Annotated in this window: 7 protein-coding genes; 6 read left to right on the forward strand and 1 reads right to left on the reverse strand. The window is 72.5% G+C overall.

Annotation, left to right across the window (positions count from 1 at the left end; genetic code table 11):
• The 3 genes from E5198_RS19535 to E5198_RS19545 all read left to right on the forward strand — a co-directional run.
• On the forward strand, positions 1–1,040 hold a 1,040-nt coding region (locus E5198_RS19535), incomplete at its 5' end, for a PD-(D/E)XK nuclease family protein (protein WP_178084102.1).
• Positions 1,037–3,118 carry an exodeoxyribonuclease V subunit alpha gene (recD, locus tag E5198_RS19540; protein WP_136491601.1) on the forward strand — a complete coding sequence of 694 codons (2,082 nt, stop codon included), beginning with the start codon at positions 1,037–1,039 and terminating at the stop codon, positions 3,116–3,118. The genes E5198_RS19535 and recD, both read left to right, overlap by 4 nt.
• Positions 3,119–3,259: 141 nt before the next feature.
• Positions 3,260–3,706, forward strand: coding sequence for a bacteriohemerythrin (locus tag E5198_RS19545; RefSeq protein WP_136491602.1), 447 nt, complete (start codon positions 3,260–3,262; stop codon positions 3,704–3,706).
• A gap of 136 nt (positions 3,707–3,842) precedes the next feature.
• On the opposite strand, the gene E5198_RS19550 is transcribed toward E5198_RS19545, so the two are convergent.
• Positions 3,843–4,094 (reverse strand): hypothetical protein, encoded by a 252-nt coding sequence (locus E5198_RS19550; protein ID WP_136491603.1) that lies wholly within the window; start codon positions 4,092–4,094, stop codon positions 3,843–3,845.
• A 139-nt stretch (positions 4,095–4,233) separates the two neighbouring features.
• Between E5198_RS19550 and E5198_RS19555 the strand changes: the two genes are divergently transcribed.
• The 3 genes from E5198_RS19555 to E5198_RS19565 form a co-directional block, all read left to right on the forward strand.
• Positions 4,234–5,619, forward strand: coding sequence for a diguanylate cyclase (locus E5198_RS19555; RefSeq protein ID WP_136491604.1), 1,386 nt, complete (start codon positions 4,234–4,236; stop codon positions 5,617–5,619).
• Between the two features lie 3 nt (positions 5,620–5,622).
• Positions 5,623–6,927 (forward strand): glycosyltransferase family 2 protein, encoded by a 1,305-nt coding sequence (locus E5198_RS19560; protein ID WP_136491605.1) that lies wholly within the window; start codon positions 5,623–5,625, stop codon positions 6,925–6,927.
• A partial coding sequence (locus E5198_RS19565) for a TolC family protein (protein WP_168772564.1) occupies positions 6,928–7,490 on the forward strand: 563 nt, incomplete at its 3' end.

Below are 7,490 nucleotides of genomic sequence, written 5' to 3' on the forward strand. Positions count from 1 at the left end.
CGCCGCTGGCGGTGGCCGGGGAGAGCGCCGTGCTGCCGGCGCCCGAGGCCGGCGACGCACGCTTCGTCGCGGCGGTCGCCAGGCAGGCCGGGCTGAGCTGGCGCGAGCCGGCGCGCAAGGCCGCCGAGCACTGGTGGATCGCCTCCTACAGCGCCCTGCGCACCGGTGAGATCGAGGCGCCGCCCGCCAGCCGCTTCGACGACGCCGCGCCGGACAGCCCGGCGGCGCAGAAGGCCGCCGACGACGAGCGCGAGAGCCTGGCCGTGCCGCTGCGCACGGGCGACGCGCCGAGCCTGCACCGCTTCCCGCGCGGCCCCAATCCCGGCACCTTCCTCCACGGCCTGCTGGAGATGGCCGGGTGCGAGGGCTTCGCCGAGCTGGCCGCCGAGCCCGCGGAACTGCGCGAGCAGATCGCCCGGCGCTGCCAGCTGCGCGGCATGCCCGAATGGATCGAGCCGCTCGCCGCCTGGCTGCGGCACCTGCTGGACACCCCGCTGGTCCTGGGCGAAGGGCGCGCGGTGGCGCTGGCGCAGCTCGCCAGCTACCAGCCGGAGCTGGAGTTCTGGTTCGAGGCGCGCAACGTGGACGTGCGGCGGCTCGACCGCCTGGTGCAGCAGCATGTGCTGCCCGGCCTGGCGCGCCCGGCGCTGGCCCGCGACACCCTCAACGGCATGTTCAAGGGCTTCATCGACCTGACCTTCGAGCACGACGGCCGCTACTACGTGGTCGACTACAAGTCCAACTGGCTGGGCGAGGGCGATGCGGCCTACACGGCCGAGGCGATGGCGGCCGCGGTGGTCGGCCACCGCTACGACCTGCAGTACGTGCTCTACCTGCTGGCGCTGCACCGGCAGCTGCAACTGCGCCTGCCGGATTACGACTACGACCGCCACATGGGCGGAGCGCTCTACCTGTTCCTGCGCGGCAGCCGCGCACCGGGGCAGGGCATCCACCACGCCCGCCCGCCGCGGGTGCTGATCGAAGCGCTTGACGCGCTGTTCAAGGGTGAAAAGGCCGAGCAGACGGAGGCGATGGCATGAACGAACAACTGTCCCTGGGCATGGACGTGGCGCCGGCCGTGGAGCTGCGCAGCAGTGCCGATCTGCTGCAGCTGCTGGACGAGTGGGGCGCGCGCGGCTGGCTGCGCGAGCTGGACCGCGCGCTGGTCGCCTTCCTTGTCGAACTGGATGCCGGCAGCCCGCCGCTGGCGCTGCTCGCCGCCGCGCTGGCCAGCCACCAGCTCGGCCACGGCCACGTCTGCCTGGACCTCGCCGCCACCCTGGCCAGCCCGGATTTCGCCCTGTCGCTGCCGCCCGAGGGCGAGGACGCCGAGCGGGCGACCCTGCTGCCGTCGCAAGTGCTCGCCGGCACCGCCCTGGCCGACTGGCAGGCGGCGCTGTGCGCCAGCGCCCTGGTGGCGGTCGACGGCGCGGACGAGGCCGCGCCGCTGGTGCTGCACGGCGAGCGCCTGTACCTGCGCCGCTACTGGAACTACGAGCGGGCGGTGGCTGCCGCCCTCGCCGCGCGCCTGGGCGACACGGCGGAGCTGCCGGACGATCTCGCCGCGCGCCTGGCGCGGCTGTTCCCCGAGCCGCAGCTGGTCGACGGCGTGCGCCAGACCGACTGGCAGAAGCTCGCCTGCGCGCTGGCCGCGCGCGGCAGCTTCGGCCTGATCACCGGCGGCCCCGGCACCGGCAAGACCACCACCGTGGTGCGCCTGCTGGCGCTGCTGCAGGAGCCGGCGCTGGCTGCCGGCCAGCCGCTGCGCATCCGCCTGGCGGCGCCCACCGGCAAGGCCGCCGCGCGGCTCACCGAATCCATCGGCGCGCAGGTCGCCTCGCTGCCGGTCGAGGAGCGCGTGCGCGCGCAGATCCCCAGCGAGGTCACCACCCTGCACCGCCTGCTCGGCAGCCGGCCGGACAGCCGCCACTTCCGCCACCACGTCGGCAACCCGCTGCCGCTGGACGTGCTGGTGGTCGACGAGGCATCGATGATCGACCTGGAGATGATGGCCTGCCTGCTCGACGCGCTGCCGCGCCACGCCCGGCTGATCCTGCTCGGCGACAAGGACCAGCTCGCCTCGGTGGAGGCCGGCGCGCTGCTCGGCGACCTGTGTCGCGACGCCGAGGGCGGCTTCTACGCGCCCGCGACCCGCGCCTGGCTGGAGCAGGTCGGCGGCGAGCGGCTGGTCGATGCGGCGCTGCAGGAGGGCGATGCCGTCCGCCGGCCGCTGGCCCAGCGCACCGTGATGCTGCGCCACTCGCGGCGCTTCGCCGGCGGCTCGGGCATCGGCCGCCTGGCCCGCGCGGTCAACGCCCGCGAGCCGGCGGCGGCGCGGGAGATCCTCGCTGCGGGCAATCCCGACCTGCACCTGCTGCGCCTGCGCGGCGAGCAGGACGCGCATCTGGAGCGCCTGCTGCTCGACGGCCTGGCGGCCCAGGGGGAGGGCCGGCCGCAGGGCTACGCCCACTACCTGAACGTGCTGCACGCCAGCCGCCCGCCGGCCGACACCCCGGCCGATGCCGCGGCGTGGACGCAATGGGCCGGGCGGGTGCTCGCGGCCTTCGACGACTTCCAGCTGCTCTGTGCGGTGCGCAAGGGCGCCTGGGGCGTCGAGGGGCTCAACCCGCGCATCGCCTCCGCGCTGCAGCGGCGCGGCCTGCTGGAGAGCGACCAGGGCTGGTACGAAGGCCGCCCGGTGCTGGTGACCCGCAACGACTACAGCCTGGGCCTGATGAACGGCGACATCGGCATCGCTCTGCGCCTGCCCGAGCCGGCCGAGCGCCCGGGCGAGGCGCCGCGCAGCGTGCTGCGCGTGGTGTTCCCGCGCAACGACGGCTCGGGCGAGCTGCGCTACATCCTGCCCAGCCGGCTGAACGCGGTGGAGACGGTGTTCGCCATGACCGTGCACAAGTCGCAGGGCTCGGAGTTCGCCCACACCGCGCTGATCCTCCCCGACACCCTCAACCCGGTGCTGACCAAGGAACTGGTCTACACCGGCATCACCCGCGCTCGGCACTGGTTCAGCCTGATCGAGAGCCGCGCCGGGGTGTTCGACGAGGCGGTCAGGCGCCGGGTGCAGCGGCGCAGCGGGTTGCTGGAGGCGCTGGGGGGCTGAGCGCTGCCGACGCTGCGCCGCCGGGCGGGGCGCAGCGTCTGGGGCGGATGGGCAGTTTTCCGGCTTTTTGATCCCGGTTGTGTTTCGGACCTGGCTCGGGTGTCAGAATGCCGGACATTTCCCGCCTCCAAGGACGACCCCATGAGCTACATGAAGTGGACCAGCGATCTCGAGCTCGGCATCGAGGTCATCGACAACCAGCACCGGCGCATCGTCGAGTACATCAACGACCTGCACCAGGCCATCGACAGACAGAGCCGCGCGGAGGTCGGCGAGGTGCTGGAGCAGCTGGTCGAGTACACCATGTCGCACTTCGCCTTCGAGGAGGACCTGCAGGAGCAGGCCGGCTATCCCTTCCATCATGCCCACAAGAAGGTCCACGAGCTGTTCTGCCGCAAGATCGAGGACTTCCAGTACCGCTTCGAACTGGGCGAGGATGTCTCCCGCCACCTGCTCACTACCCTGCGCGCCTGGCTGATCAACCACATCAAGCGCGACGACGCCGACTACGCCGAGACCGTCAAGGTCGCCCTGGCGGCGTCGCTCAAGCCGCGGCCGAAGAGCTTCTTCGCCCGGCTGTTCGGCTGAGCTGCGCGGAGACGGGTGGCGACATCCGTCCCTGTCGGGGAGCGACCGCCCCTCTGCCTGCGCGCGGCGGCGGGCGAGCTGCTGCCCCGGCTGCTGGCGCAGGCCTTCGCGACGCCGCCGTCGGACGGCCCGGCGCTCAGTCCTCCTCGTTGAGGTCGAGATAGTCCAGCACGAACGCGATTATCTTCTCGTCGCCGGCGGGCAGGTCGGCCGACACATAGGGCAGATCCTGCCAGTCGTCCTCCTTGGCATAGGGGCGCCAGCTGACGTCGGCGTTGGCACGCACGGTGTTGTAGCTGACCACGATGCGGCCATCGGTGATCTGCGCCCATTCGTCCTGCGCCTCGCCGGTGTGGCCCCGGGCCTGCTTGAGCGTACGGATAGTCATGGTCCTGCTTCCTCCTCGGGCGGTGCATCAGCGTAGCTACAACCTTAGGCCAGATTGGCCACGCTGCGGGCCGGCATCCCTCCGCCTGACAGCTGGTCTACGCTGACAACACCCGCACGCGGCCACCGCGGAGCCCGGCATGTCGGCGACCACTCCCCGCATCGCGGTGCTGGCGGCGCCCGGTGCCCGGGAGCAGCCCCATCCGCAGCTTCACGTCTTCCATGATCTCGGCGCGCTGCTGGCCGCCGGTCCGTGGGACGTCCTGCTGCTCGACCAGCCCGGCGCGCAGGCCGGGCAGGCGCTGCAGCAGCTGCGCCGCGCCGAGGGCTGCCGCTTCCTGCCGATCTACTGCTGCCGCGACCAGGACGACTGGTGCCTGGCGCTGGGCGACGGCGCGCCGCCGGCGCAGGCCGACGCCCTGGTCGCCCAGTGGCGGCTGTGGCGCGGCCGTTTCGCGCTGTTCAACCGTGGCGTGGCGCCCGAGCGCTTCGACAGCCGGGTGCTGGCCTGGCTGTGGCTGCGCGCGGCCGGCGAGGTCCGCGCCCTGCGCGACACCGCGGTGGCCCGGCACTACCGCTACCCGCTGCTGGAGGTGCTGGCCGAGGAGGAGACGGTCAACGACTTCGTCTGGCTGCAGCTGATGGCCCAGCAGGGCTGGCTGCAGGCCGGCGAACTGGTCGACCGGCTGCGACTGTGCAACCGCTGCGGTTCGGGGCGTCTCAACTACGTCGACGTCTGTCCCGAGTGCGGCGATCTCGACATCGCCCGCCAGCCGTCGCTGCACTGCTTCACCTGCGGGCACGTGGGCCCGCAGGAGCTGTTCGTCAGGGAGGGGCTGCTGCTGTGCCCGAACTGCCTGACCCGCCTGCGCCACATCGGCAGCGACTACGACCGGCCGCTGGAGAACTACGGCTGTCGCCACTGCCAGGCGTTCTTCGTCGATGCGCGGATCGAGGCGCGCTGCCTGGATTGCGGCCAGGTGCAGGCGCCGGAGCGCCTGCGGGTGCGCGAGGTGCGCCACTACCGGCTGACCGACGCCGGCCGGCTGCACTGCCGCCAGGGCCTGGGCGAGGCCGGGCGAGCGGAGCTGACCCTGCTGCGCCTCAACCTGCGCGGCGGCCGCGAGTTCGCCGAGCTGCTGAGCTGGCAGATCGAGCTGGTGCGGCGCTACGGCGGGCCGCCGTTCTCGGTGCTGGGCATGCGCCTGCACAACCTGCGCACGCTGGGCGAGCTGCGCGCCCACGCGCTGATCGACGGTCTGCTCGAGCGCCTGCTGGAGATAGTGCGCGAGACCGACCGCTGTACGCGCGCCAGCGAGGAGCTGTTCTGGATGCTGCTGCCGCACACCGATGCCGCCGGGCTGGCCAGCCTGCGCCAGCGGCTGACCCGCCCCAGCGGCCTGCTCGGCGACGCCGCGGCCCACGGCATCGAGCTGAGCACGGTGGGTTTCAGCGCGCCGCAGGACCTGCTCGAGCAGGAGGACGGTCCCCTGCTGCTGGCGCGCCTGGCCGGCGAGCTGGAGTGAGCGATGGAGGCGCTGGCGGGACTGCTGGCCGAGCTGGGTCGCGAGGGAGGGCTGTTCGCCCTGCTGCCGGCCTTCCTGCTGTTCGAGGTGCCGCTGAACCTGCTGGTGGTGCTCGGCGTGCTGCGCTGGTTCGTCCGCCGGGGCGAGCGGCAGCCCCTGGTCACGCCCTACCGGCCTGTGGTGTCGTGCATCGTCACCTGCTACAGCGAAGGGGCGGATGTGACCAGGACCCTGCAGAGCCTCTGCGAGCAGGTCTATCCGGGGGAGATCGAGCTGATCCCGGTGGTCGACGGCGCCGCGGTCAACCGCGACACGCTGCAGGCGATCCGCGATTTCCGCGTCGATCCCGGGCGCTATCCGCGCCGCCACCTGCGCCCGATCGCCAAGTGGCAGCGCGGCGGCCGGGTCTCCTCGCTGAATGCCGGGCTGGCCTACTGCCACGGCGAGATCGTCATGGCCCTGGACGGCGACACTTCCTTCGACAACGACATGGTGGCGGCCATGGTGCGCCACTTCGTCGACCCCCGGGTGCCGGCGGTGGCCGGCAGCCTGCGGGTGCGCAATCCGTTCGCCTCCTGGGTGACGGCGCTGCAGGCGCTGGAGTACCTGCTGTCCATCCACCTGGCCAAGATCGGCCTCGGCGAATGGAACCTGGTGAACAACATCTCCGGCGCGTTCGGCGCCTTCCGCCGCAGCTTCCTCGACAAGATCGGCGGCTGGGATACCCACACCGCCGAGGATCTGGACATCACCCTGCGCATCAAGAGCTATTTCGGCCGCGCGCCGCTGCGCATTCCCTTCGAGCCGGCCGCGGTCGGCCACACCGACGTGCCGGTCGGCCTCGGCCAGCTGCTGCGCCAGCGCCTGCGCTGGGACGGCGACCTGTACTTCCTGTACATCCGCAAGCACCGCCACAGCCTGGCGCCGCGCCAGCTCGGCTGGCCGAACTTCCTGGTCACCCTGTTCACCGGCCTGTTCTTCCAGCTGGTGCTGCCCTTCATCATCCTCGGCTACTGCCTGATCGGTCCGCTGCTGCTGCCCTGGCCGCGCCTGCTGCTGCTCGGGGCGCTGATCTACCTGGTCTATCTGGGCGTCACCCTGCTGCTCTACGCCGTCCTGCTGCTGGCGGTCTCCGAACGGCTGCGCGAGGACCTCCGGCTGGCCCCGCTGGTCCTGCTGTTCCCGCCGTGCATGCTGTTCATGCGCTGCTGGAGCGCGGTGGCCATACTCAACGAGATGCTGCGCCGCGGCCACGAGGAGAGCGGCATGGCGCCCTGGTGGGTGCTGAAGAGGGGCAAGAGGTTCTGAATGGCACGAATACCGCTGCTGCCGCTGGCGCTGTGCCTGTCCGCTTCGCTGCAGGCCGCGCCGCTGGCGCTGGACGAGCTGCTGAACGGCTTGCCGCCTGCGCCCGCCGAGCGCCAGCTCGTCGCCGAGCTGGCGGCGCAGGCGGCCGTCGTCGAGCAGCGCCGGGCCGAGGCCGGCTGGCAGCTGTTCGGCGCGGCCAGCGCCGGCCGCTACCACGAACTGAACGACAGCGAGCGGCGCGACGACTATCACGGGCGCAACCTGGCCCTCGGCGTGCGCCATCCGCTGCTCGGCAGCCTGCACCGCCGGCTGGCGCAGGTGCAGTCCGGCCTGGACGAGCAGGAGCGCCAGCGTCTGCGCCTGGCCCTGCTGCGCGCCGGGCAGCGCCTGCAGGTGCGCAGCGCCTATGCCGACTGGTGGCGGGCGCAGGAGGAGCAGCGCCTGTGCCATGCGCTGGCGGATGCCGCACCGGCGGCGCAGGACGCCCTGCAGGCGCGCCGCCAGGCCGGCTGGATGCTGCCGGCCGAAGCCGACGCGCTGCGCAGCCGCTGGCGCGCCCTGCA

This window comes from Pseudomonas sp. A-1 (assembly GCF_004801855.1).
Taxonomy (GTDB): Bacteria; Pseudomonadota; Gammaproteobacteria; order Pseudomonadales; family Pseudomonadaceae; genus Geopseudomonas.

Excerpts from the sequence above, each read along its gene's own strand:
- recD (WP_136491601.1), top strand. The coding sequence starts at position 1,037 with ATGAACGAACAACTGTCCCTGGGCATGGACGTGGCGCCGGCCGTGGAG.
- E5198_RS19545 (WP_136491602.1), top strand. The coding sequence starts at position 3,260 with ATGAGCTACATGAAGTGGACCAGCGATCTCGAGCTCGGCATCGAGGTC.
- E5198_RS19550 (WP_136491603.1), bottom strand. The coding sequence starts at position 4,094 with ATGACTATCCGTACGCTCAAGCAGGCCCGGGGCCACACCGGCGAGGCG.
- E5198_RS19555 (WP_136491604.1), top strand. The coding sequence starts at position 4,234 with ATGTCGGCGACCACTCCCCGCATCGCGGTGCTGGCGGCGCCCGGTGCC.
- E5198_RS19560 (WP_136491605.1), top strand. The coding sequence starts at position 5,623 with ATGGAGGCGCTGGCGGGACTGCTGGCCGAGCTGGGTCGCGAGGGAGGG.